Source organism: Micromonospora sp. NPDC049891, assembly GCF_040660295.1.
Lineage (GTDB): Bacteria > Actinomycetota > Actinomycetes > Mycobacteriales > Micromonosporaceae > Micromonospora.
In genome coordinates this window covers 133,206-156,708 of record NZ_JBFAML010000005.1, presented here as the reverse complement: position 1 = coordinate 156,708, position 23,503 = coordinate 133,206, and the positions used below count along the sequence as shown (strand labels likewise).

Annotated in this window: 15 protein-coding genes; 13 read left to right on the top strand and 2 right to left on the bottom strand. The window is 69.3% G+C overall.

Going from position 1 to position 23,503, the window contains the following annotated elements; translation table 11 throughout:
• Positions 1-77 precede the first annotated feature (77 nt).
• On the bottom strand, positions 78-3,629 hold the full coding sequence (locus AB0I71_RS09360) for a ThuA domain-containing protein (protein WP_357582754.1): 3,552 nt from the start codon (positions 3,627-3,629) through the stop codon (positions 78-80).
• A 520-nt stretch (positions 3,630-4,149) separates the two neighbouring features.
• Here AB0I71_RS09360 and AB0I71_RS09355 point away from each other — a divergent pair.
• The 6 genes from AB0I71_RS09355 (at position 4,150) to AB0I71_RS09330 (ending at position 12,247) form a co-directional block, all read left to right on the top strand.
• On the top strand, positions 4,150-5,658 hold the full coding sequence (locus tag AB0I71_RS09355) for a sugar ABC transporter ATP-binding protein (protein ID WP_357582753.1): 1,509 nt from the start codon (positions 4,150-4,152) through the stop codon (positions 5,656-5,658).
• Positions 5,655-6,629 (top strand): ABC transporter permease, encoded by a 975-nt coding sequence (locus AB0I71_RS09350; RefSeq protein WP_357582752.1) that lies wholly within the window; start codon positions 5,655-5,657, stop codon positions 6,627-6,629. Before AB0I71_RS09355 ends, AB0I71_RS09350 begins: the two co-directional genes overlap by 4 nt.
• A 1-nt stretch (position 6,630) precedes the next feature.
• Positions 6,631-7,614, top strand: coding sequence for an ABC transporter permease (locus AB0I71_RS09345; protein ID WP_357582751.1), 984 nt, complete (start codon positions 6,631-6,633; stop codon positions 7,612-7,614).
• Between the two features lie 22 nt (positions 7,615-7,636).
• Positions 7,637-8,824 carry a substrate-binding domain-containing protein gene (locus tag AB0I71_RS09340; RefSeq protein WP_357582750.1) on the top strand — a complete coding sequence of 396 codons (1,188 nt, stop codon included), beginning with the start codon at positions 7,637-7,639 and terminating at the stop codon, positions 8,822-8,824.
• A 7-nt stretch (positions 8,825-8,831) separates the two neighbouring features.
• Positions 8,832-9,683: a sugar phosphate isomerase/epimerase family protein gene (locus tag AB0I71_RS09335; protein ID WP_357582749.1), complete on the top strand. Its 852-nt coding sequence runs from the start codon at positions 8,832-8,834 to the stop codon at positions 9,681-9,683.
• 170 nt (positions 9,684-9,853) lie between these two features.
• Positions 9,854-12,247: a ricin-type beta-trefoil lectin domain protein gene (locus tag AB0I71_RS09330; RefSeq protein WP_357582748.1), complete on the top strand. Its 2,394-nt coding sequence runs from the start codon at positions 9,854-9,856 to the stop codon at positions 12,245-12,247.
• 77 nt (positions 12,248-12,324) lie between these two features.
• Here the strand turns inward: AB0I71_RS09330 and AB0I71_RS09325 are convergent, their stop codons facing one another.
• Entirely contained in the window at positions 12,325-13,587 is a 1,263-nt protein-coding gene (locus AB0I71_RS09325) for a hypothetical protein (protein WP_357582747.1), read from the bottom strand.
• 276 nt (positions 13,588-13,863) lie between these two features.
• Here AB0I71_RS09325 and AB0I71_RS09320 point away from each other — a divergent pair, with 276 nt between their 5' ends.
• The 7 genes from AB0I71_RS09320 to AB0I71_RS09290 all read left to right on the top strand — a co-directional run bounded on the left by AB0I71_RS09320 (position 13,864) and on the right by AB0I71_RS09290 (position 23,453).
• Complete coding sequence (locus tag AB0I71_RS09320; protein WP_357582746.1) at positions 13,864-15,096, top strand: MFS transporter; 1,233 nt, start codon at positions 13,864-13,866, stop codon at positions 15,094-15,096.
• A gap of 50 nt (positions 15,097-15,146) precedes the next feature.
• Positions 15,147-16,739, top strand: coding sequence for a GGDEF domain-containing protein (locus AB0I71_RS09315; protein WP_357582745.1), 1,593 nt, complete (start codon positions 15,147-15,149; stop codon positions 16,737-16,739).
• 13 nt (positions 16,740-16,752) lie between these two features.
• Positions 16,753-17,520: a DUF2071 domain-containing protein gene (locus AB0I71_RS09310; RefSeq protein ID WP_357582744.1), complete on the top strand. Its 768-nt coding sequence runs from the start codon at positions 16,753-16,755 to the stop codon at positions 17,518-17,520.
• Positions 17,521-17,668: 148 nt separating this feature from the next.
• The gene (locus AB0I71_RS09305) at positions 17,669-19,198 is read left to right on the top strand and encodes a GMC family oxidoreductase (RefSeq protein WP_357582743.1); all 1,530 of its coding nucleotides are present in this window, start codon (positions 17,669-17,671) and stop codon (positions 19,196-19,198) included.
• A 122-nt stretch (positions 19,199-19,320) separates the two neighbouring features.
• Positions 19,321-20,466 carry a glycine betaine/L-proline ABC transporter ATP-binding protein gene (locus AB0I71_RS09300; RefSeq protein WP_357582742.1) on the top strand — a complete coding sequence of 382 codons (1,146 nt, stop codon included), beginning with the start codon at positions 19,321-19,323 and terminating at the stop codon, positions 20,464-20,466.
• Positions 20,463-22,418 (top strand): ABC transporter permease subunit, encoded by a 1,956-nt coding sequence (locus AB0I71_RS09295; protein WP_357582741.1) that lies wholly within the window; start codon positions 20,463-20,465, stop codon positions 22,416-22,418. The genes AB0I71_RS09300 and AB0I71_RS09295 overlap by 4 nt, the downstream gene beginning before the upstream one ends.
• Before the next feature lie 57 nt (positions 22,419-22,475).
• Positions 22,476-23,453, top strand: a complete 978-nt coding sequence (locus AB0I71_RS09290; RefSeq protein ID WP_357582740.1) for an ABC transporter substrate-binding protein — start codon at positions 22,476-22,478, stop codon at positions 23,451-23,453.
• Positions 23,454-23,503: the final 50 nt, after the last annotated feature.

Sequence of the window (23,503 nt, the reverse complement as noted above, 5' to 3'; positions counted from 1 at the left end):
CCCGGGTCGGGACCGGCTCCGCTGCTCGGAACCGGTCCCGACGAGGGGTCCTTGAACGGTCGCGGTGGTCGCGACGGTCAGGCCAGGCTGAACCGCCACTGCTGGTTGGTACCGCTGTGGCAGGTCCACTGCAACAGGCGGGCGCCGTCGGTCGTGGCGCCGCCGTTGACATCGAGGCAGAGCCCGCTCAGCGCACTCTTCACCGTGTAGACCCCGCTGGTTCCGGTGGTCGTCGCGGTGAACTTCTGCTGGTTGCTGTTGTTGCAGGTGGCCTGCTGGAGGAAGGTACCGGCGCTGGTGGAGCCGCCGATGATCTCCGCGCACTTGCCGCTGTGGACGGCCCGGAGGTAGACGGCGCCACCGCCGGCGTCGACCGCCTGCCACTTCTGGTTGTTGCCACCGGTGGCCGCCCACTGGTGGATCTGTGCGCCGTCGGCGGTGGACACACCGCTGACGTCCATCAGCTTGTTGCTGTGTTGCGCGGTGATCGTCCACGTCCGGCCGGCGATCCCGCTGCCGCCGGTGTCACCGACCCCCACTCCGGGGCCGCCGAAGGTGTGCGAGTCGAGGTCGAACCAGTTGTTGCCGCTGCCCTTGAAGACCAGGTACAGGGTGTGGGTACCGGCGAGGGCCGTGACGTTCACCGGCGGCGTGGACTGGTAGTTGTCCCAACCGCCAGTGCTCGGCACCGGCGTGGTGGCCAGCAGCGTGCCGGTCGGCGAGCCGGCCCGCAGCTCGATCGATCCGCCGCCGGAGGGAGACGACAGCCGGTAGCTCACGGTGTTGATGCCGGACAGGCTCATCGGGGTGAAGGCGATCCAGTCGTTGTTGGAGATGTCCCCGATCCGCTTGCCGCTCTGCGCCCCGGCCTGGTCGACGACCCGGGTGCCGGACTGGCTGCTGTAGTACTCGGCCTGCTTGTGCTTGGGCTGGAGGATCACCTGGGCCCGGCCGGTGAGTGGGGCCGCGCCGCCCGCTCCACCGTTGTCGGTGTACCGGGCGTTGAGCACGTAGAACAGGTTGGCGCCGTCCGGATGCCCGCCGAGCAGGTCGGTGGGGATGGTCCCGGAACAGCCGGCGTAGTCGGTGGTCTCGTGCGCGTGGTCGTCGTGCCCGAGCGCCGGGTTGAGGAAGACCTTGCTGCAGTCGATCGCCGCGCCGCCCGGGTCGGAGACGGTGATCTGGTACGAGACCCGGTCGCCGAAGGTGAGCATGCCACCGTTGGCCGGCGTGGTGATGGTGACCACCGGAGCGGTGTTGCCGACGGTGATCTGCACGTTGGCGAAGCCGGTCTTGCCCGAGCTGTCGGTGACCTTCAACTGCGCCGTGTAGTTGCCGTTGCTGGTGTAGACCTTCGACGGGTTGGCCGCCGTCGAGGTGGTGCCGTCGCCGAACGTCCACTGGTAGCTGATCGTGTCACCGGGGTCGGGATCCATCGACCCCGCGCTGGAGAACTGCACGGTCAGCGGGGCGTTGCCGCTGGTGGGTGTACCGGTGGCCTTGGCGATCGGGGACCGGCCGCCCTGGACGTAGTCGATCCGGTACAGGCCCGAGTCACTGTTGCCACCACCGAAGTTGGTGCCCCACTCCAGCAGGTAGAGCGAGCCGTCCGGGCCGAACTCGAGGTCCATCGGCTTGTTGAACCTGCTGGTGGGCAGGAACGGGTTGGTGCGGGTGACCGCGGTGGCCGAGTCGAAGTGGACCTCCTTGATGTAGCTGCGCGACCACTCGTAGAAGAAGTGGACACCGTCGTAGTAGGGCGGGAACTTCGTCGCGGACGGGTTCGCGGCGTCGTAGCGGTACACCGGCCCACCCATCGGTCCGGAGCCGCCGGATCCGAGTTCGGGGAAGGTCTGCGAGTTGCCGTAGCCGTACCACATGTTGGGCGCGACGACCGGCCGGAGGCTGGTCAGGCCGGTGTTGTTCGGCGAGTTGTTGACCGGCGCGGCGCAGTTGAACTTGGCACCGACCACGCCGGTGTCCGGGTTGTACGGCGCGTACGGCTGGTTGTCGCCGTGGCAGAACGGCCAGCCGTAGTTGCCCGGCGCCTTGATCACGTTGAGTTCGACGAGGCCCTCAGGGCCCCGGTTGGTGGTCGGTGGGTTCCGGTCCGGTCCGTAGTCGGCCAGGTAGACCCAGCCGTTTGCCGGGTCGATCGAGAAGCGGAACGGGTTGCGGAAGCCCATCGCGTAGATCTCCGGCCGGGTCTGCGCGGTACCCTGCGGGTAGAGGTTGCCCGACGGGATGGTGTAGCCGCCGCTGGCGGAGGGCCGGATGCGCAGCAGCTTGCCGCGCAGGTCGTTTGTGTTGCCGGCGGTACGCGCCGCGTCGAGCATGTGCTTGCCCGAGCGCCAGTCCAGCGGGGCGTAGCCCTGCCAGTTGGGGTCGAGGTTCGGCGCCACGTCGTCGCCGGTGCCGATGTAGAGGTTGCCGTCCGGCCCGAAGTCGATGTACCCGCCGGTGTGGCCGGGCTCGGGGTACGTCCGGTCCCGGTACGCCGGGATGTCGATGATGGTGACCCCGCTGGACATGTTCAACGTGTCACCGGTGAGCGTGTAGCGGGAGACCCGGTTGATGTCGGTGGAGCTGCTGGCCGGTGAGTGGTACAGGTAGACGTACCCGTTGCTGGCGAAGTTCGGGTCGAGCGCCAGACCGGTGAGCCCGTCCTCACCTCCGGTGTAGACGCTCAGCGTGCCGGCGGTGACCGTGTTGCTGGTGCTCGGCTTGAAGATCTTGACCTGGCCGCCACGCTGGACGTAGAGCACCCGGCCGTCGGGTGCCACGGCCAGCGCCATCGGGTCGACGGTGTTGCTGTCGAGGGTCCGCTTCTCGAAGTTGCCCCAGACGGTGCCGCCACAGTCGCCCGGCTGGTTGCCGGCGGCCCACTTCACCCCGCCGAGGACGTGATTGCGGAAGTGGGTCTCGCTGTAGGACGCGATCGCGTGACCCATGGCGGTGGCCCAGACCCGACCGCCGCCGGTGTTGCGACACCAGGAGATCGGGTGGTCGGGGCCCATCGCCCGGGAGCCCGGGTTGTACGTGCGCTCGTCGGCGGTCACCAGGACGTGCACCTCGCCGCGCGGGTTCTTGTCGAAGTTGTACCACTCCTCGCTGCGGTTCCAGCGATCCGGCAGGCTGGCCGTCGACGGGTGCTTCTTGTCGGCGACGATTGCGGTGCCGGGCAGGACGCCGGGGGAGTGCTCCGGCATGTGCGCACCCGCGTTGATGGTCTGGTCCCACCACGGGTACTCGGCCTCGATCCCCATGTCGGTGGCGTTGTGGATGGCCACGATGCCCTTGCCGCTGGCGAGGTAGCCCTCCACCGCCTGACGTTGGGCGGCCGAGGTCCACACCATGCCGGACGTCTGGAACATGATCAGGACATCGAAGGTGGCCAGGTTCGATGCGGTGAAGACGTTTGAGTCCTCACTGTGCACCAGTTCGAAGTTGTCGGACGCGGCCTGCTGCTGGAACATCGAGATCCCGGCGGGGATCGAGTCGTGCCGGTAGCCGGTGGTCTTGGTGAACAACAGGGCGCGGAAGGCCGGAGCCGCTGACGCCGGCTGGACCAGCGCGAGCGCCAGTAACAGACCGGTGATCAGTCCGATGATGGCTGTCTTACGACGCATGCCGTCTCCTCGTCGGGGCGGGGCAACAGGGGGTGCGACCACGAGTCCGGTCACCTCCGACGGCACGTCGGGTGGTGCCTGATTCGGCGCGACGGGGTGCGTGTGCGGTGGTCGTCGCACCGGCGCGGCTCTGCCTGATATCACGCAGAGTCACATCTGGATGGGTTCCGGCCCGGTGGTGGCTGGGAGCCTAAATAGTATCGATATGGACATGTTTTGATGTTAACGACAACATGGGTGGGACTGATCGTTGGCGCACACGTTCCCCAGTGGACCTGACCCGGCGTCGTTGCCTGCCACCAGCCCGGTCGGGAGTCCGGGAAGATCGGGGATTGCGTACCTATCCCCGAGCATCTATCTTCATACGTGTGATGTTTCGGTCGTGTCAAGCGAAAGTTTGAGCACGAGAACAGGAAGCATCGCTTTCAACAACTAAAGCCAGGTAACCCGCCGGTCGTAAGTGGATTCTGAGGTGGCGCACCCCATGCCGATGGCGATTACTATCCGTAAGGATTCTTGAATGTCAGATCGACCGGTGCCGCTGCTCGCCCTACGCGGCATCAGCAAGTCCTTCTTCGGGGTCCGCGTCCTCGACAGCGTCGACCTCGACGTCGCCCCGGGCGAGGTGCACGCCGTGGTGGGGGAGAACGGTGCCGGCAAGTCCACCCTCATGAAGATCGTCTCGGGCGGGTACGCCCCGGACGGCGGCACCGTCGAGTTCGCCGGGCAGGCACGGGTGTTCGGCGGCCCGCGTGACGCGCAGCGGGTCGGCATCGGCATCATCCACCAGGAGTTCAACCTCCTGCCGGAGCGGACCGTCGCGGAGAACGTGTACCTGGGCCATGAGCCGAAGCGACGCGGACTGGTCGACCGGCGACAGATGCTCAGCAGCACCAGGGATCTGTTGGCCACCATCGGGGAGACGGCACTGCCCGCCGATGCGGTGGTGGGCCGCCTCGGCGTCGCCCAGCAGCAGGTGGTGGAGATCGCCAAGGCGCTCGCCCTCGACGCGCGCCTGCTCATCATGGACGAGCCCACCGCCGCGCTGGCCGACCACGAGGTCGAGCTGCTCTACGGCCTGGTCCGACGGCTGCAACAGCAGGGCATCGGCCTGCTGTACGTCTCGCACCGGTTGACCGAGGTCTTCGACCTGTCCGACCGGATCACGGTCCTCAAGGACGGACGCCGGGTACGGACGATGCCCACCGCCGAGGCCACGGCGGAGGACCTGGTACGCCAGATGGTCGGTCGGGAACTGTCCAGCTACTACCCGGATCGGGCCGCTGCCGGGGACGTCGGTGCGGTCCGGCTCGCCGTGCGCGGTGGCGGGAACCGGAAGCTACGCGACATCGACCTGGACCTGCGTGCGGGTGAGGTGCTGGGGATCGGTGGTCTCCAGGGCTCCGGACGGTCGGCACTGGCCCGCGCGTTGTTCGGGGTGGAGCCGTTCACGACAGGCGTGGTCACCATCGACGGTAAGCCGGCGCGGCTGCGTTCCCCGCGCGCGGCGACGCGGGCCGGCGTCGCGTACGTCAGCGAGGACCGCAAGGGCGAGGGCATCGCCGCCCGGCAGTCGGTGCTCGACAACGCGTTGCTCGCGAGCCGGGCGGTCTTCCCGGCCCGCTCGGGCCGCGCGGCGCGCACCGTGCGCGTCCGCGAGCTGCTCGCCGCCGTCGAGGTCCGGGCCGCCGGTGACGGCCAGGAGATCCGGTTCCTGTCCGGCGGCAACCAGCAGAAGGTGGTGCTGGCCAGGTGGCTCGCACTGGAACCGTTGATCCTGCTCTTCGACGAGCCGACCCGCGGCATCGACGTGGGCGCGAAGTCGGCGATCCACGATCTCGTCCGCCGGCTCGCCCGGGCGGGTGCGGCGGTACTGATGATCTCGTCCGAGCTGCCGGAGCTGCTCGGCATGAGTGACCGGATGCTCGTCATGCGTGACGGCCGCGTCGCGGGTGAGCTGCCCGCCGGCGCCACCGAGGAGGACGTCGTCGCCCTGGCGGTCGGCACGGTACGGGAGGCGGCGGCATGAGCGTGCTGTCGCTGCGGCCGGCTCGACGGCAGGTGCCTGGCGTGTTCGTGGCACTGGCCGGCACGCTGGCCATCGGCTGGTTGATCGTCATGATCAACGGCGGTCAGCTGTTCAACCAGTCGACGACGGTGAGTCTGCTGCACGTCGCCGCCGGGCTGGGCCTCGTCGCCGTCGGCCAGACCCTGGTCATCCTGGGTGGTTCGCTGGACCTGTCGGTCGCCTACGTGATCAGCCTGAGCACCCTCGTCGCGGCCGAGACGATGAACGGCAGCGACGGTGCGCTGCTGCCCGCGATCGGCCTGGCGCTGACCGTCAGCGCCGCAATCGGGCTGCTCAACGGACTGCTCGTCACCAGGCTGCGCATCAACGCCTTCATCGCCACCCTCGGCGTCGGGCTGCTGCTCAAGGGATACCTCGACAACGGCTACGACGGTCCGGCCGGCACCACGTCTCCCGGGCTCGTGCAGACCCTCGGCTACCAGCGCATCGGTCCGGTCCCGCTGTCCTTCCTGCTGCTGGTCGCCGTGACCGGGGCCTGCTGGTTCGCCTTGACGCGGACCCGGTTCGGTCACCACCTGGTCGCCGTGGGCGGTGACCCGGAGGTCGCCCGGCTCTCCGGCGTCCGCAACGACCGGGTGCTCGTCGTCGCCCATGTGCTCTGCTCACTCTGCGCCGGCCTGGCCGGGATCTATCTGGCCAGTCGGCTCGGCTCGGGTGCTCCTCGGGTGGGCACCGAAGGCCTGTACGACCTGGAGTCGATCGCCGCGGTGGTCATCGGTGGTACCGCTCTCGCCGGTGGCCGTGGCGGCGTCATCGGCACGCTCGGTGGCGTCCTGCTGCTCGCCAGCATCGACGCCATCTTCAACCAGCTCGAAGTGGACGCCTTCTTCAAGCAGGTGATCCGAGGGGCCATCATCATCGCCGCCGTGGCCGTCTACGCCCGCCGCGCCATGCGGAAGGCGGTCGTCTGACATGCAGCTTCTTCAGCGCCGCCCGTTGCCGCCACAGCTGACCCGGGTACGCCGCGGCGGCCTCCTGCCCCTGCTCGCGATACTCGCGGTGCTGCTGGTCCTGGTCACCGTCCGGCAGCCCGACTTTCTGGCTCCGGCTTCCCTGATGTCGTTCCTCGGCCGCTCGGCGCCGATCATCCTGCTCGCCGCCGGTCAGTACTTCGTGATCGTCTCCGGTGAGTTCGACCTGTCGGTCGGCTCGTTGGTCACCGCGCAGGTGGTGGTCGCCGCACGCCTCATCGACAGCGATCCCTCGCGGACCTGGCCGGTGGTGCTGGTGATGCTCGCCGGCGGACTGCTCGTCGGGCTGGTCAACGGGCTGATCACGACGCGACTACGGGTGCCCTCGTTCATCACCACCCTCGGCATGTTCCTGATCCTGGTAGGGGCGGTCTACCTCTGGTCCAACGGCGCGCCCAAGGGCGGGCTCTCCGAGGAGTTCCGCCGGTTCGGCCGGCGCGCGTTCGAGGACGTGCCACTGCTCGACCGCATCCCGTACGCCCTGGTGATTCTGCTGATCCTCGCCACTGTCGCGGTGCTGCTGATGCGTTCCGACTTCGGCCGGGTCCTGGTCGCGGTCGGGGACAACCCGCGTACGGCGGAACTGAGCGGTGCCCGGGTGCGCCGTACCCGGACCATCGCCTTCATGCTGAGCGGCCTCGCTGCCGCGATCGCGGCGATCCTGATCGGCGGCTACAGCGGGGTGTCCTTCCAGGCCGGTGCCGGCCTGGAGTTCGGGGCCATCACCGCGGTCGTCCTCGGCGGGGTCGCCCTGGGCGGCGGACGTGGCTCGGTCGTCGGCGCGATGCTCGGCGCGTTGACCCTCGAACTGCTCTTCACCCTCATGAACTTCTACGGCGTCTCCGGCGCACTCAGACCGACCGTCCAGGGCGCCATCATCCTGTTCGCCGTGGCGGTCTCAACCCGACGTTCCACGTCGAGATAAGTCGAGATAAGGGGAATCTTCAATGAAACGACGCATGGCGGCCACGGCCGCGCTTCTCCTGGTGTCACTCGCCGGCTGTGCCACCGACGAGCCCGCTGCGACCCCGTCCGGTGCCTCCTCCGCGCCACCCGCCGGGGCCGGCACCGGCGAGCAGTCGAAGTTCTTCGTGCAGGCCGACTACGACAACGAACTCGCCCTGCTCGACGCCGCACCGACCGGACCGGCCGACAAGCCGTGGGAGCAGGTGCTCAACCCGAAGATGGTGGACACCGCCAAGTTCAAGAAGAACGGTCCCCACAAGATCTGCTTCTCGAACGCGGCGCTGAACAACCCGTGGCGACAGGTCGGCTACAAGACCATGCAGGCCGAGGTCGAGGCACAGGGCGACCGGATCAAGGAGTTCGTCCACGTCGACGCCGAGGGCAAGGACCAGAAGCAGATCGCTGACATCAACGACCTGCTCGGAAAGAGCTGCGACGCGCTCATCGTCTCGCCGAACACCACCGCCACGCTCACCCCGGCCGTGGAGGCGGCCTGCAAGGCCGGCCTGCCGGTCGTCGTCTTCGACCGTGGCGTCGACACCGACTGTCCGGTGACCTTCATCAACCCGATCGGCGGGTACGGGTTCGGTCACGTCGGAGCGGAGTTCGTCAGTCAGAAGATGAAGCCCGGCGGCAAGGTCCTCGCGCTGCGCATCCTGCCCGGCGTCGACGTGCTGGAGACCCGGTGGTCCGCCGCGAAGGTCGCGTTCGACAAGGCGCAGGTCGACGTCGTCGGGGTCGAGTTCACCGACGGTGACCCGGCCAAGACCAAGAAGATCGTCAACGACTACATCCAGCGGCACGGCACCATCGACGGCGTCTGGATGGACGCGGGCGCGGTCGCTGTCGCGGCGGTGGAGGCGTTCCAGGACGCTGGTCAGCCGGTGCCTCCGATCAACGGCGAGGACCAGCTCGACTTCCTGAAGATGTGGAAGGACGAGGGGCTCACCGCGATCGCGCCCACCTATCCGACCTACCAGTGGCGTACGCCGATCATCGCCGCGCTGCGGATCCTCGACGGCCAGCAGGTCTCCGCCCCGTGGAAGCTGCCCCAGCCGACGATCACCCAGGAGAACCTGGACAGCTACCTCGACACGAACATGCCGCCGCTGCACTACGCGATGTGCGGCTGCACCGACCTGCCGGGTTACCCGCAGCGCTGGAAGTAGGCGTCCGGTGCGTGCCGTCGGTGTCAATCCCTGGGTCTGGGCCTCGCCTGTCGACGGCGAGGCCCTGGCCGAGCTGATCCCACGGATCGCGGCGCTCGGCTTCGACGCGGTCGAACTGCCCATCGAGCAGCCGGGTGACTGGGATCCCTACCGCGTCCGGGACCTGCTCGCCAGGTACGGACTGGCTGCGGCCGGCGTCTGTGCGGTCACCCCGCCCGGACGGGAACTCGTGAATGCGGCACCCGCCGTGGTGGAGGCCACGGTGGCGTACCTGGACTGCTGTGTGGACAGTGCGGCGATCATCGGTGCGCCGTGCGTCGGTGGTCCGGTCTACGCGTCGGTGGGCCGGACCTGGCGGATGACACCGGCGGAACGCGTCGCCTGTTACGCGGACTTCCGCCGGGCGTTGGCACCGCTCGCCGAGCGGGCCGGCGAGCGGGGGGTGTCCATCGGTGTGGAGGCGCTCAACCGCTACGAGACAAGTGTCGTCAACACGCTCGAGCAGACCCTGGAGATGATCGACGGCCTGCCGTCGAACGTCGGCCTCATGCTCGACACGTACCACATGAACATCGAGGAGGCGAACCCGTACGCGGCGCTGGCCGCGGCGGGTCCACACATCAAGCATGTCCAGGTCAGCGGCACCAACCGGGGAGCGCCCGGGGCGGACCACCTGGACTGGCCGCGGTTCCTCGCCGCCCTGGCCGCCACCGGCTACTGGGGTCCCATCTGTATCGAGTCGTTCACCCCGGACAACGCGACGATCGCGACCGCCGCGTCGATCTGGCGTCCACTCGCCGCGTCGCCGGACCGGCTCGCGGGGGACGGGCTCGCCTATCTCCGGAGCATCCTCGGCTGAGCTGTGCCGCCCTCGCGGTGACCTCCGTTCGACGGGGTCGCCGCGAGGGCGGCCGGCGTCCACCCGGGTGTGATCTCAATCGATCCTTGCGCAGACATCATTCGTATGATGAACTGCCGTCCACACACCACCCACCACACCGCACCACCCGCCCAGGTGAGGAGACCCCCGTGTCCGTACCTCCATCCTCCGCCGCCCCCCGACGGGTGCTGGCCGCGGCCGCGACGGTGGCGCTGACCGCCGCAGCGACAGTGGCCGCCGTGACGACATTCGCCGCCCCCGCGCTCGCCGCGACCACCACCCTCTACGCCTCCCCCTCCGGCGGCGGCAGCAGTTGCACCGCCGCCCAGCCGTGTTCGTTGACAGGTGCGCAGTCCGTCGTCCGTTCGATGAACACCTCGATGTCGGGAGACATCGTCGTGCAACTGGCCAACGGTGTGTACCGGCTGTCGTCGCCGCTACGGTTCACCGCCGCCGACTCCGGCAACAACGGCTACCGGGTCATCTGGCAGGCGGCACCATCGGCCCGTCCCGTGATCAGCGGCGCGCGGGCGGTCACCGGCTGGACGCAGGTGGACGCCGGCCGCAACATCTGGCGGGCCAACGTCGGCGCCGGGACCGACACCCGCCAGCTCTACGTCAACGGTGCGCTCGCCACCCGGGCCCGTACCCAGGTGAATCGCGCGGACTTCACCGCGGACAGCACCGGCATGCGGTTCACCAGCAGTGCCCTGAGCTACCTCAACAACCTGGCCAACCAGAGCCGTATCCAGATGGAGAGCGTCAACTCGTTCACCGACCGGTACGTCTCGGTGCAGAGCATCAGCGGGAACCTCATCCGGATGCAGCAGCCCGGCTGGAGCAACAACAACTTCGGGTACGACACCTTCACCAGCCCGCACCGGGCCGGACCGCTTTACCTGGCGAACGCCTACGAGTTCCTGGACTCGCCGGGGGAGTGGTACCTCGACCCGGGTAGCGGTGCGCTGTCCTACATCCCGCTCGCCGGGCAGAACATGAACAGCGTGAGTGTGGAACTGCCGACGCAGCAGTCCCTGGTCAACCTCGGCGGGACCTACGCCTCGCCGGCACACCACATCTCGTTCACCGGGATCACCTTCACCGGCACGACCTGGCTGGGCGCCAGCAGCAACCAGGGCTATGTGGACCAGCAGACGGGTGCGTACATCTACGGCAACTGGAACTGGCCCAGCTTCACCTCCTGCCACAACGGCTGCCCGCAGTTCGAGGCCACCCGGCCGAACTGGCAGCAGATGCCCGCCGCCGTGCAGATCTCGGCCGCCAACAACATCACCTTGAGCGACTCACAGTTCGTCAACCTGGGACAGACCGCCATCGGGATCGGCAACGACGCCAACGCCCACGCCAGCGGGGTGGGTCTGGGCGCCAGCAACATCACCGTCACCCGCTCCGAGATCGCCCGCAACGCGGCCGGCGGCATCGTCGTCGGCGGTGTACGCGCCGACGCCCACCACCCGAGCGACCAGCGCATGGTGAACCGGGACATCACCATCAGCAACAACCGCCTGCACGACCTGGGCATCGAGTACCGCGGCATCGTCTCGGTGCTGACCACCTACGTCACGAACGCCACAGTCTCGTACAACGAGGTCTACAACATGCCGTACACCGGCATGTCCCTCGGGTACGGCTGGGGCGCCAACGACGCGGGCGGAAGCGAGCACTACGCCGGCCGTGGCCTGTACAACTACCAGCCGCGCTACACGACGGCCACCACCGCGTCCAACAACCGGCTGATCGGCAACTACGTGCACGACGTGATGCAGCAGATGAACGACGGTGGTTGCATCTACACCCTGTCGGCCAACCCCGGCGGGTTGATCAGCGACAACTACTGCCTGCGGACCAACGGCTACTTCGGTCTCTACTTCGACGAGGGCTCCCGCTACTACACCGCCCGCAACAACGTCTTCTCGTCCACCGGCACCTGGGCCACCGCCAACTACTGGTACGCCGAGAACATGGGCAACTTCACCGTCACCAACAACTGGTCGACGAACGGCAGCACGAACGTCACGAACGGCGACCGGGGCAACGTGGTGTCCGGCAACGTGACGGTGACGAACGGAAACTGGCCCTCGGGTGCCCAGGCGGTGATGGCCGGGGCCGGTCCGCAGGGCGGCAGCAGCCAGCAGAATGTGCAGATCGTCGGTACCCAGTCCGGCCGGTGCGTGGACGTCGACGGTGCGAGCACCACCAACGGCGCCCAGGCGAAGCTCTGGGACTGCCACGGCGGGACGAACCAGCGATGGACCTACACCGCCAGCAAGCAACTGATGGTGTACGGCAACAAGTGCCTCGACGCCTCCGGGCAGGGCACCAGCAACGGCACGCTGGCGATCATCTGGGACTGCAACGGCCAGGTGAACCAGCAGTGGAACGTCAACGCCAACGGCACCATCACCGGCGCCCAGTCGGGGCTGTGCCTCGACGCCAGCGGGTACGGCACCACCAACGGCACTGTGATCCACCTGTGGGCCTGCCACGGTGGCACCAACCAGCAGTGGAATCTGCGTAACTGACACCACGGTGAGTGGGGCCGGTACGTCGGCCCCACTCACCCCGCGCAGCACGGTCGTCGCCGACGGCCGCTGCGGGATCACGCCGCCTGGCGTCGAAGGTGTTCGGCGAAGGCGGCCTGGCTGCCGAGCATCAGCATGATCGCGTTGCGGTAGGCGACCGACCCCCACAGGTGCAGTTCCTGGTCGTCGATGTCACCGAAGATCTGCGCGAGGGCCTTGCGTTGACGGCGGTCGAGGACCTTCTGCGGTCGGGCGAGCAGGTCGCCCTCGCGGCGCAGCGCGTCGAGGTAGGTGGCGACGGCCGTGGTGTACGCGGGGCCGCCGAGTTCCTCCAGCATGCCGAACTCGAAGAGGTGCAGCGCCGCCTCCGACTCCCAGTCCCGAGGCTGCCCGACCTGTCGGATCAGCATCGTGTGCCGTGCCTCGAACAGCAGCAGGACCCCGCGGCCGAGCCGGCTCAGCGGCCGGCCGCCGGACGGCAGCCGCAGCGTGCGAACCGGTTGCCCGGTGGCCACGTCCACCGCACCGGCGAAGCTGGGCATCCGCTCGCCGCCCGGCACCGGGTCGGGCACCAGGCACACCCGGTCGGCGTACGTCAGGGACGTCTGGCCGGACAGCGCGCGCACCGTCGCCGCGTACCGGTCGGCGAAGGGACGGTCGTCGGCCGGCGCGTCGGGGGCGAGGGCGTAGACCACCCCCGGCACTCCGGCCGCGGGAACGCCGAGCACCGCGGAACTTCGCAGGAAACCCCAGGTCGTCTCGGCGTACCGGCTGCGGCGGGCCACCTCGGCGGCGGTGTCGCGCCAGTCGCAGGCGAGGCGCAGCCGCTCCCGGACGTCGGTGGCACCGGTCATCTCGCGCAGCGCCAGGGGCAGCGGGGCCCCGGGGTCGACGTCGAGTGGGTCGGTGACCAGGGACGGACCGATCGCCGCATGTTCGGCACAGTCCGCGTCGGTGTGCGGGTTGCCGGGCGCACCGTGACAGTCCCCCAGCCAGGTGACCTCACGACTCACGGACTGCCGGGCGAACGCCGGCGCCGGCAGCATGCCGGTGTGCAGGACCGTCTCGTACTGCACCCGGGACCTGGCCGTCCGTAGCATGTCGAGCGGCAGGACCGGGGCAAGTTCCACGACCGCCTCGATGATCACGCAGTGCGGGCAGGCCGGCCCGTCCGGGTCGAGCACGCGGAACTCCCGCAGATGGTCGACACCGGGCTGCTCCCACTGCACGCCGATGCCGCCGCCCTCGCGCAGCATCACGTACAGGTGGGTGGTCGCGTCCCGTTCCCGGGTGACGGCCACCATCTCGTCGAGGAACCGTCGCCGGCTGATCTGCTCCACCCGGTCACTGTATCGAGCGATGTCGCGATCTCGGCCGCCCTCGCCACGGCAAAACCGGTGTCGGCATGCGGACGCGAATGGCTATCCTCCGCCTCGACATCCGTCGACGGACAGGAGTTGAGATGCGCCTCGACCTGGTCACGGCCCCCGCTCCGGCGCGAGAGTTCACCGTGCGCTGACCTTGCGGCCCACCGTCGGTCCCCCGACGGTGACGGTGCTCCTCGCTGCGGAGCGGTCCCCTGACGGCCGTTTCCCTTTTCAGCTCGAGGAGCGATTTTGCGTGCCCTGCTATCCGCGCGTCCTGGTGCGGACTTTGCCAAACTCTGGACCGCCTCGGCGGTGTCCAACATCGGTGACGGCATCACCATGGCGGCCGGCCCGCTGCTGGTCGCCTCGATCACCGACAACCCGGCGCTGATCGCCGGTGCCGTCTTCGTACAACAGCTGCCCTGGTTGTTGTTCGCCCTGCTCAGCGGCGCCTACGTGGATCGGCTCGACAGGCGTCGTCTGGTGGTGGCGGTGAACCTGGCGCGTGCCGTCGCGCTCGCCACGCTCACCGTCACCATCGCCACCGGGACCGTCACGGTGGCCGTCTTCTACGCGGTGCTCTTCCTCCTCGGTACGGGGGAGACGCTTGCCGACACCGCGATGGGTGCGCTGCTGCCGTCGGTGGTCGCACCCGACCGGCTGCCGAGCGCGAACGCGCGGCTCTACGCGACCTTCACGATCGGCAACCAGTTCGTCGCCAAACCGTTGGGCGCCTGGCTGTTCGTCATCGCCGCGGCGGCACCGTTCGGCTTCAACGCGCTCACGTTCGCCGCCGCCGCGGCGCTACTGGCCGGAATCCGCCCGGCCGCGGTGCCGGCTCAGGAGGCCACCGCGCACCTGTCGATCGGCCGCTCGATCGCCGAGGGTGTGCGGTGGCTGTGGCGGCACCGGCTGCTGCGGACCCTGGCCCTGAGCATGGGCGTGGGCAACGTCGCCTTCTGCGCCGCGTTCGCGGTGTTCGTGCTCTACTGCCGGCAGCGGCTGGGCGTCTCCGACGTCGGCTTCGGTTTCCTGCTCACCGCGTTCGCGGTCGGTGGGCTGGCTGGCACGGCGGTGGCGACCCGACTCGTCCGGACTCTCGGCCGAACAGTGGTGCTGCGGGCCGGGCTGCTCATCGAGATGGTCACGCATCTGATCCTGGCGACCACGACCGCCGTCTGGGTCGTGGTGGTCGTCCTGGTCGTCTTCAGCGCGCACGGCATGGTCTGGGGAGTCACCGTCGCGTCACTGCGTCAACGCCTGGTGCCGTCCCGACTGCTCGGTCGGGTCGGCAGCGCGTACGCGGTACTCGACCTGGGCGGCGCGGCGGTCGGCTCCCTCCTCGGTGGCCTGATCGCCAGCACCTGGGGCGTCACGACACCGTTCTGGATCGCCGGGATCACGATGGCGCTCGTCGTCCTCGCCGCCTGGCGACCGCTGGCGCAGAGTCCAGACCGACCGAAGGCTCTCGAAGAGGGCTGATTACCGTAACATCGGGCTGTTCTTCCCTGGGCGGGTGCGGAGGAGACCGCATGGACGATGTGACCCTCCGAGCCCTTCGGCTACTGGAGGAGGCGCAGGCCGGTGGCGCGGCCCAGGTGCTGGCGGAGGCGGTCGCGGCGCTGCGGGAACCGACCGGGGAACTGCGCGACGGACCGGCGGCGATGCATTTCGCGCGCGTCGTGGCGTTGACCAGGCTCGGTGACCTGCGTGCCGCGATCGCCGCCGCCGATCTGATGCTTGTCGCCGCGGAGCGGGAGAGCAGCGCCGGGTGGCGCTCCTGCGCACTGTCGCTGCGCGCCGACCGGCGGCTGCGCCTCGGCGACCAGGACATCGCCGAGTACGACATCGAGGCCGTCCTGCGGGATCTCGTCCGCGCGGAGACGGCCCTGCTGGCCGGCGAACCCGACCCGGTGATCGAGGGCAACGCCCGCACCGGGCTGGCGATCGGTTACGCCAAGCTGCGTCTCTACGAACTGGCCGCACCACAGTTCCAGGCGGCGTACGAGACGACCTGCCGACCCGGGTACCCGGACAACGGCAACCGGGCCATGTGGCTGTGCAACCTGGCGGAACTCAACCTCATGTGGGCTCTGGAGCTGTACCAGGTGGGCCAGGTCGCCGAGGCGGAGAAGCACACCACGGTGGCCGAGGAGCACGCGGCGCGGGCGGTGACGGAGGCTTCCGGCCCCAAGGCGGAGGTGTGGCGGCTCGCCGCGTCGCTGTTCGCGGCGTGCGCCCGCGCCGACCGGCAGGACCCGGCCGCCGCAGCCGAGGACATCCCCCGGTTCCTCGCGTTGTTGCAGGCGCACGGCGTCGAACAACGGCATCAGGAGCAGTTGCTGTGCCGGCCGTTCCACGCCGTCGCGCTCAGCCGGTCCGGGCGACCGGGCGAGGCGCTGCGGGTCATCGAGGAGGCGGTGACCGGCCTGTCTCCCGACAACGACTGGCTGATCACCGCGGCGCTGCACCGTACGCACGCGGTGCTGCTCGCGAAGAACGGGGCACGCGACGCGGTGCCTGGCCTGACCTACGGAGACGCGCTCGCCGAGCTGCTGTGGCGCCAGCGGCACCGCTGGCTGCACGCGGCGGTGACGATGCAGTCGTACGACGTGCTGCGGTGGCAGCACGAGCGGGCCGAGCGGGCCGCGCGGATCGACCCGCTCACCGGGGTGGCCAACCGGCGTGGCCTGGACAACTTCCTGGAGAACCTGGCGACACCCACGGCGGCGGCGACCGACCCGGTGGCGGTGCTGATCGTGGACGTGGACCGGTTCAAGGACATCAACGACTCGTTGGGACACGCCACCGGCGACGACGTGCTGCGGGCCGTGGCGCAGGTGGCCGCGGCCAGCGTCCGTAGGGACGATTTCGTCGCCCGGCTGGGCGGTGACGAGTTCGTCGCGATCCTGCCGGGGGCGGATCTCGGCGCCGCTGAGCAGGTCGCCCAGCGGACGGTCGACGCGGTGGCCGGGATGCCGACGTGGCAGGTGACGGTGAGCGTCGGGGTGGCCAGCGGTTCCGCGTACACCCTCGGGGAGACCCTCGCGAACGCGGACCGTGCGATGTACGCGGCGAAGCGGGCCGGCGGAAACCGGGTGAGCAGCCGCCACCCCGGTACCTGAGCTGGAGCGACACGTGGACATCGAGCCGGTCGACGTCGCGCCAGTCAGGGGATTCAGGCGCGCGATGCTTCGGCAACGTTGGGAGGATCTGATCTTCCTGCACTGGCCGGTCGAGCCGGAGCGGGTCGCACCGTTGCTGCCCGCCGGCACCCGCCCCGACACGCTCGACGGAGTGACCTACGTCGGTCTGATCGGCTTCCGGATGGTCGGTCTGGGGCTCGGATTCGGGCCGGGCGTGCCGTACTTCGGCAGCTTCTGGGAGACAAACGTCCGGTTGTACTCGGTGGACGGTTCAGGCCGACGGGCGGTGGTCTTCCGTTCGCTCGACGCTTCCCGACTGGTGCCGGTGCTTGTCGCCCGGGCGACCCTGCGGCTGCCGTACCTGTGGTCGGCGATGGGGCTGGAACGCGACGGCGACCGACTCAGCTACCGCTGCCGGCGCCGCTGGCCCGGCCCGACCGGCGCGACGAGCCGGATCGAGGCCCGGATCGGCGAGCCGATCGCCGAGCCGACGCCGCTGGACCATTTCGTCACCGCCCGCTGGGGCCTGCACACCCGGGCGTACGGACGTACCCGGCATCTGCCGAACTGGCACCCTCGCTGGCCACTGCACCACGCGGAACTGCTCGCCCTGGACGACGAGCTGGTGACCGCGGCCGGGCTGCCGCCGCCGCAGGGACCGCCGACAAGCGTGCTCTACTCACCCGGGGTGCCGGTCGCGTTCGGCCCACCGGTTAGCTGTCCTCAATGGACGGAAGATGGTCGTCGAATCCGGTCCTGACGTGCAGCTGCAAGCGTCGGGGTGCAACATGCGGATGTTTCGATCCCGTTAAGTTGTCGCGGGTTCATTGACCGGCCGCTCAGTTCCGCACCATTCTGTTGCGGCGCCGATGCGTGGGGCTTCGGCGACAGTCGGTGAATGAGGTCTCGTGTCGAAGGTCTACGACGTCGTGGTCGTCGGCGGTGGCACCGCGGGTTCGGTGGTGGCATCCCGGTTGAGTGTCGACCCCGGACTGAGTGTCGGCCTCATCGAAGGCGGCCCGAGCGATGTGGGCGACGACCGGGTGCTCCAGCTGCGCAACTGGCTCAACCTGCTGGAGTCGGAATTCGACTACGACTACCCCACGGTGGAGCAGCCACGGGGCAACTCGCACATTCGCCACTCCCGCGCCCGGGTGCTGGGCGGCTGCTCCTCGCACAACACGATGATCAGTCTTTTTCCGCCCCCGGCGGATCTGGCCGACTGGGTCGCGGCGGGGGCGGTCGGCTGGTCCCACGAGGAACTTGCGCCGTACCGGTCCCGACTGATGGTCAACATCGAGCCGGGTGCCGCACCGCCCCGTAACGCGTTGGCCGAGGATTTCGTCGCCGCTTGTGCAACCGCGCTGGGCGTACCGGTGGTCGACGACTTCAACGCCGGACCGTTCGCCGAGGGCGCAGGCTTCCTGCCGATCGGCTATCACCCGGCGACGGGTGTCCGCTCGTCGGCATCGGTCGCCTACCTGCATCCGCATCTCGACCGGCCGAACCTGAACGTACACACCGAGACCTGGGCCTACCGGATCGACGTGGACGACGACGGCACGATCACCGGGGTGCGGGTGCGGATGCCAGACGGCTCCCACGAGGTGATCCGCGCCCGGCATGAGTACGTGCTCTGCGCGGGTGCCATCGACACCCCGCGGCTGCTGCTGCTCTCCGGGATCGGTCCGGCCGAACAACTCGCGTCCCTCGGCATCAAGGTCCGCATCGACCTGCCGGGTGTCGGTGAGAATCTTCTCGACCACCCGGAGTCGCTGATTCTGTGGGAGGCGAGCCGACCGGTGCCGGCCGAGTCGGCGATGGACTCCGACGCGGGTCTCTTCGTCCGCTGGGATCCGACCGCCGACCGCCCCGACCTGATGTTCCACCTCTACCAGATCCCCTTCACCGTCAACACCGCCCGGCTCGGTTACGACGTGCCGGAGCACGGCTTCGGGATGACCCCCAACGTGCCCCGACCGCGCAGCGTCGGGCGGATGTGGCTGGTCGACGACGACCCCGCGACCAAGCCCGCCCTCGACTTCCGCTACTTCACCGACCCGGAGGGACACGACGAGGCGACAATCGTCGCGGGCCTGCGGACCGCCCGCGAGGTGGCGGCGGCCGAGCCGTTCCGGAGCTGGATTCGTCGCGAGATCGCGCCCGGACCGGAGCTGACCACCGACGAGGCCCTGTCCGCCTACGGTCGGGCCGCCCACCACACGGTGTACCACCCGGCCGGGACATGTCGGATGGGCCCGGCCGACGATCCGCTGGCCGTGGTCGATCCCATGTTGCGGCTGCGGGGTACCACGAACGTCCGGATCGCCGACGCCTCGGTGTTTCCGACCATGCCCAGCGTCAACCCGATGGTCACGGTGCTCCTGATCGGCGAACGCGCCGCGGAGTTCACCGCAGCGGCACGATCGTCCAACTGAGCGCACCAGACGACGCGCAGCCCGATCCACCAGGCTCGGGCCACGCCCGCCGGTACCGACAGTCACGCAGCACGGAGTGAGCCCTCAGCACGACCGTCACCTACCCGTTAGGACCGGCACCGATGGAGACCGTCAGCGCGTCCGACCCGAAGCCCGCCGAGCCGCAAACGGGTCCACCCGCCGCCATCTCGGTACAGCGTCTCTGGAAGATCTACGGGCCGCGGTCCGGCCGGATCGTCGGTAGTCCGGACGCGGGACTGCCCCGGGAGGAGCTTCAGCGGCGGACCGGTTGCCTGGTCGCCGTGCGTGACGTGAGCTTCGAGGTCCATCCCGGTGAGATCTTCGTGGTGATGGGTCTTTCAGGGAGCGGCAAGTCCACCCTGGTGCGCTGTCTGACCCGGCTGATCGAACCCACAAGCGGTGAGGTACGCATCGACGGGGAGGACGTGCTGGAGATGTCCTCCCGGCGCCTGCGCGAGCTACGTCGACACCGGGTGGCGATGGTCTTCCAGCACTTCGGGCTCCTGCCGCACCGCCGCGTGTTGGACAACGTGGCGTACGGCCTGGAGGTTCAGGGGACTGCCCGGGCGCAGCGGCACGAGCGGGCGCGACACATGCTTGCGCTTGTCGGTCTCGACGGCTGCGAGGAGTACTACCCGCACGAGCTCTCCGGGGGGATGCAGCAGCGGGTCGGCCTCGCCCGGGCACTGGCCGTCGACCCCGGGGTACTTCTCTTCGACGAGCCCTTCAGCGCGCTCGACCCGCTGATCCGTCGCGAGATGCAGGCCGAGCTGTGCCGGTTGCAGGTGGAACTCGGCACCACCGCGATCTTCATCACGCACGACGTGGCAGAGGCATTCAAGCTCGGCGACCGGATCGCCGTGCTCCGCGACGGTGAACTGGTGCAGGTCGGCCGCCCCGAGGAACTGGTCGGCTCGCCGGCCGACGACTATGTGGCCGATTTCGTACGCGAGGTGCCGCGCGCCGATGTGCTCACCGTCCGGTGGATCGCCCGACCGACCCGAGCTGGCGAGACACCGGGCGGTCCGGAATTGTCGGCCGACACCCCGATCCGCCAGGTGGTGGAGCCGGTGCTGCGGTCCGCCGCCGCGCTGCCGGTGCGCGACGGTGACCGGCTGGTCGGCGTGGTCGATCGCGACCAGTTGATGCCGCTGCTCACCGGTGCGGTTTTCGCGCGTCCGGACAGCGGCGCCGAGGCCGTCAGCGGCGGCACCGACCCGTTGTCCTCCCTGGAGCCGGCACGGTGACCACGGGGGAGTTGACTCCGGCGCGATGGAGCGTTCGCCGGCCGGACCGCAGGGCGGTCGCCGCGGTGGTGGCCGCCGCACTGGCCGTCGGCTATCTGCTCTTTCGCGGTCAGCAGGTGCTGCCGCACGACAGCGACGCGGCGGTGTTCCGGTCGCTGAACGCGGCCCGGGACTGGGTCGACGCCAACCGCAACAGCGAGCCCGTATTCACCTTTGTCGTCAACTACCTGCGCTACGGGGTGGCGCTGCTCGTCACGGCGATCCAGGATCTGCTGGGGTGGCTCGGCGTGGCCGGCGTGATCACCCTCGCCGTGGTGACCGGCGCCGTGCTGGCCGGCTGGCGGATCGCCGTGCTCGCCGGGGCCGGCTTCGTCTCGTTCGGGCTGCTCGGGCTGTGGCAGGAGAGTCTGGACACGCTCGCGTTGACCCTCGCCGCGGTGCTCCTGGCCGTCGCCGTCGGCGTGCCGCTGGGCATCCTGGCGGCACAGGTGCGCGTGGTGCGCGCCGTGCTCCGCCCGGTGCTGGACGTCATGCAGATCATGCCGACCTTCGCCTACCTGGCGCCGATGACGCTGCTCTTCCTGATCGGTGCCCCCTCGGCGACGCTTGCCACGCTCATCTACGCGATCCCGCCGGCCATCCGGATCACCGCCCTGGGCATCTCGCAGGTCGATCCGAACGCCGTGCAGGCCGCGACCTCACTTGGCTCCACCCGCTGGCAGTTGCTGCGTAAGGTGCGCCTTCCGATGGCCCGTCCGACAATCATCCTGGCGGTCAACCAGACGCTGATGATGGCGCTGTCCATGGTCGTGATCACCGCGCTGATCGACGCTCCCGGGTTGGGCCAGCCGATCATGCGCTCGCTGGAACGGGTGAACGTCGGCGCGGCCTTTGACGCCGGCCTGGCAATCGTGATCATGGCGGTGGTGCTGGACCGCCTCACCACCCGGGCCGCCCAGCGGGCCGGCGCCCGGTCGACCAGCCGGACCCCGGCAGTCGGCTGGCGGCGGTGGCGCCGTCCCGTCCTGCTCGCCGCGGGGGTGTCCCCGGTCGTGGCAGCGCTGGCGGTGCCGGGCGACGGCGGGTTCCCCGACGCCTTCCGGTTCTCCTTCGCCCCGGTGGTCAACACCGTCGTCGCCTGGATCGAGCTGGAACTGTTTCCGCTGACCGACGGCATCAAGAACGCGGTCACCATCGGGTTGGTCAATCCACTGCAGACGGTGCTGACCTCCGCACCGTGGTGGCTGCTGCTCGTCGCCGTGGTACTGCTGGGCGGCCTGGTAAGTGGCGCCCGGGCGGCCGTCGTGGCCGGGACGGCGCTGGCCGCGGTGGCCGGGCTGGGGCTCTGGCAGCACGCGATGGAGACCCTCGCCACCGTTCTGGTCGCCACCGCGCTGACGGTGGTGATCGGGTTGTGGATCGGTGTGACCGCGGCGCGGCGTCGCAGGTTCGCCGCGGTCGCCCGTCCGGTGCTCGACGCGGCACAAACGCTCCCGTCCTTCGTCTACCTGCTCCCCGCGGTGGCGCTCTTCGGTGCATCCCGGTTCACCGCCGTGGTCGCGGCGGTGATCTATGCGGTGCCGCCTGTCGCCCGGCTCGTCGAGGGTGGGGTGCGGGCCGTACCGGCACCGGTGGTGGAGGCGGCGACGGCGGCCGGCGCGAGCGCCCGCCAGCTGCTCTGGCAGGTGCAGCTGCCAATCGCTCGGCGGGACCTGCTGCTCGCGGCGAACCAGGGGATCGTGATGGTCCTCGCCATGGTGGTCGTCGGCGGGCTGGTCGGCGCCGGCGCCCTCGGTTACGACGTGGTGGCTGGGTTCTCCCAGCGCAGTGACTTCGGCCAGGGACTGGCCGCCGGGGCGTGCATCGTGCTGCTCGGGGTGGTGCTCGACCGGCTCACCCAGGGCGCCGGGCGAGGTCCGGCGGAGCGCGGACTGCGCCCGCGGAGCGGCTGACCGGAACCAGGAATGCGACCGAACGAACGGCGCCATCGGTGCGGTGGTGCAACCTCGATGAAGGGAACGCTCGTGAAGAAGAAACTGACGCTACGGCTGGCCGCGGCCGTCGCGCTGAGCCTCGCGGTAAGCGGCTGCCAGGGGGTCAGCTCGGACGCCGGGAGCGGCTCGGACAACGCCGCCAAGGGAGTTGTCAAGCTCGCGGTCAACCCGTGGGTCGGCAACGAGGCGAACGCCGCAGTGATCGGGTACCTGCTGGAGAAGGAACTCGGCTACGAGGTCGAGGAGAAGAACCTGAAGGAGGAGATCTCCTGGCAGGGCTTTGAGACCGGCGAGGTCGACGTGATCGTCGAGAACTGGGGCCACGAGGACCTCAAGCAGCAGTACATCGAGGACAAGAAGGTCGCCGTCGACCTCGGGCCGACCGGGAACAAGGGCGTCATCGGCTGGTACGTGCCGGCCTGGATGGCCGAGAAGCACCCGGACATCACCGACTACCGCAACCTCAACAAGTACGCCGACCTCTTCAAGACCTCCGAGTCCGGCGGCAAGGGCCAGCTGCTCGACGGCGACCCGTCCTTCGTCACCAACGACGAGGCGCTGGTGACCAACCTGAAGCTGAACTACAAGGTTGTCTACGCCGGCAGCGAGGCTTCGTTGATCAAGGCCGCCCAGCAGGCGACTGCCCAACAGAAGCCGTTGCTCTTCTACTTCTACGAGCCGCAGTGGCTCTTCGCGAAGGAGAAGTACGTCCGGGTGAACCTGCCGCCGTACACCGACGGGTGCGACGCGGATCCGAAGAAGGTGAACTGCGACTACCCCGACTACACCCTTGACAAGATCGCGAGTGCGAAGTTCGCCGAGACCGGCGGCGCGGCCTTCGAGTTCGTCAAGAATTTCCAGTGGACCAACGACGACCAGAACGAGGTCGCCAGCTACATCGCGCTCGACGGGATGTCGGCGCGCGACGCCGCCGAGAAATGGGTGGCCGCGCACGAGTCGACCTGGCGGGCCTGGCTACCCGCCGGTACCTGACGTCGCGACGGCAGCACGACCGGGCCTGCGACGCAGGCCCGGCGTGACGC

What these genes read in the sequence shown, in the direction of transcription:
- AB0I71_RS09360 (WP_357582754.1), bottom strand. Translation starts at nt 3,629, where the DNA reads ATGCGTCGTAAGACAGCCATCATCGGACTGATCACCGGTCTGTTACTG.
- AB0I71_RS09355 (WP_357582753.1), top strand. Translation starts at nt 4,150, where the DNA reads ATGTCAGATCGACCGGTGCCGCTGCTCGCCCTACGCGGCATCAGCAAG.
- AB0I71_RS09350 (WP_357582752.1), top strand. Translation starts at nt 5,655, where the DNA reads ATGAGCGTGCTGTCGCTGCGGCCGGCTCGACGGCAGGTGCCTGGCGTG.
- AB0I71_RS09345 (WP_357582751.1), top strand. Translation starts at nt 6,631, where the DNA reads ATGCAGCTTCTTCAGCGCCGCCCGTTGCCGCCACAGCTGACCCGGGTA.
- AB0I71_RS09340 (WP_357582750.1), top strand. Translation starts at nt 7,637, where the DNA reads ATGAAACGACGCATGGCGGCCACGGCCGCGCTTCTCCTGGTGTCACTC.
- AB0I71_RS09315 (WP_357582745.1), top strand. Translation starts at nt 15,147, where the DNA reads ATGGACGATGTGACCCTCCGAGCCCTTCGGCTACTGGAGGAGGCGCAG.
- AB0I71_RS09300 (WP_357582742.1), top strand. Translation starts at nt 19,321, where the DNA reads ATGGAGACCGTCAGCGCGTCCGACCCGAAGCCCGCCGAGCCGCAAACG.
- AB0I71_RS09290 (WP_357582740.1), top strand. Translation starts at nt 22,476, where the DNA reads ATGAAGGGAACGCTCGTGAAGAAGAAACTGACGCTACGGCTGGCCGCG.